1 protein-coding gene and 2 pseudogenes are annotated in these 1,050 nt (G+C 35.7%); all 3 read left to right on the top strand.

Going from position 1 to position 1,050, the window contains the following annotated elements:
* Window positions 1–238 (top strand): annotated as a pseudogene (locus FTV32_RS17250) (DNA-binding protein); the annotation flags it as partial.
* 73 nt (window positions 239–311) lie between these two features.
* Entirely contained in the window at window positions 312–614 is a 303-nt protein-coding gene (locus FTV32_RS17255) for a hypothetical protein (RefSeq protein ID WP_179995781.1), read from the top strand.
* Window positions 615–803: 189 nt separating this feature from the next.
* Window positions 804–1,050, top strand: a pseudogene (locus FTV32_RS17395) (hypothetical protein); the annotation flags it as partial.

Raw genomic sequence — 1,050 nt, forward strand, 5'->3', positions numbered from 1 at the left:
AAATCAACTTGAAACTATGCAACGACAATTCGCAGAACCAAAAACCAATACAACGCCATCTGACGCTCTAAAATCACCACAGGCAGAATCAACGGTAGACGAAAAAGAGGACGTCATAGCTATGCCTCCTAAGGAATCAGAGGTCATCGGGAATAAACGTATTCCTGTCCCTGAACATATTGAGCCAGAACTAGAAAAAAGGGGGTTCTGGAGCCGTTTTTTTAAACCTTATGGCTAATATAAAACAACAATTAGTTGTAAATTAGTTGCAAATTAGTTGATATAATAACTTATGCTTTTGGAGATAAGTTATGTCTGTTCAAGAACGCTTAAATAAATCTACAGTCCAATTTCTTAAGATTGCACATCATGTTGTATTCGCCAGGAAACGCTATGAAAACGGCAGACAAATAGTAGTTTCCCTGATTTATATTGCACAAGATGCACACCCCATAGCGGCAATCACAGGAACAGAGCGATTTTGGGATTGTCACGACATCAGTAAGGCAACACGATCAATTAGACGACACAATAAAAACTGTCTAATCCTGGATCGCAGAGACTTCATTTTTGAGAAAACGGAAGACCTAAGAGGCTTCAATGGCATCCATTGATTATTCGCCAAAGCTAAACAAACCCGTGGAACATTGTTTATTTATTGATCGTGGAACATGAAAAATCACTAAAACAGCCTGAGCGTGACTGCTTATGCTGTTTTTACATCCATAAGACATTGTTTTAAAATGGTTTTTACAAAACGTTTCGTATAAGGTGTATTATGTTAATTTTAGAGAAATTCAATAATGCAAAAATATAAATCAAAAATAGATTGGTGGCTGATTATAGTTTTGACAGGAAGTTCTTTACTGCTTTTAACCTTAGTCTATAGTAATTTTGATAGCCAAAATTTACATGCAAATATAATTTTTTCCGTCCTTTTAAGTTCTTTAGCTCTAGTGGTTTGGTTACCCATTCCAACCACATACTATGTTGTAGACAGTGAGATATTAAAGATACACAGCATATTCTTAAAGTGGGAAATTCCATTGA

Origin of the sequence: Acinetobacter sp. YH16032, assembly GCF_013417345.1 — a bacterium.
Taxonomy (GTDB): domain Bacteria; phylum Pseudomonadota; class Gammaproteobacteria; order Pseudomonadales; family Moraxellaceae; genus Acinetobacter.

Bases quoted from the DNA above. Each gene is read 5' to 3' on its own strand.
- FTV32_RS17255 (WP_179995781.1), top strand. From the start codon at position 312: ATGTCTGTTCAAGAACGCTTAAATAAATCTACAGTCCAATTTCTTAAG.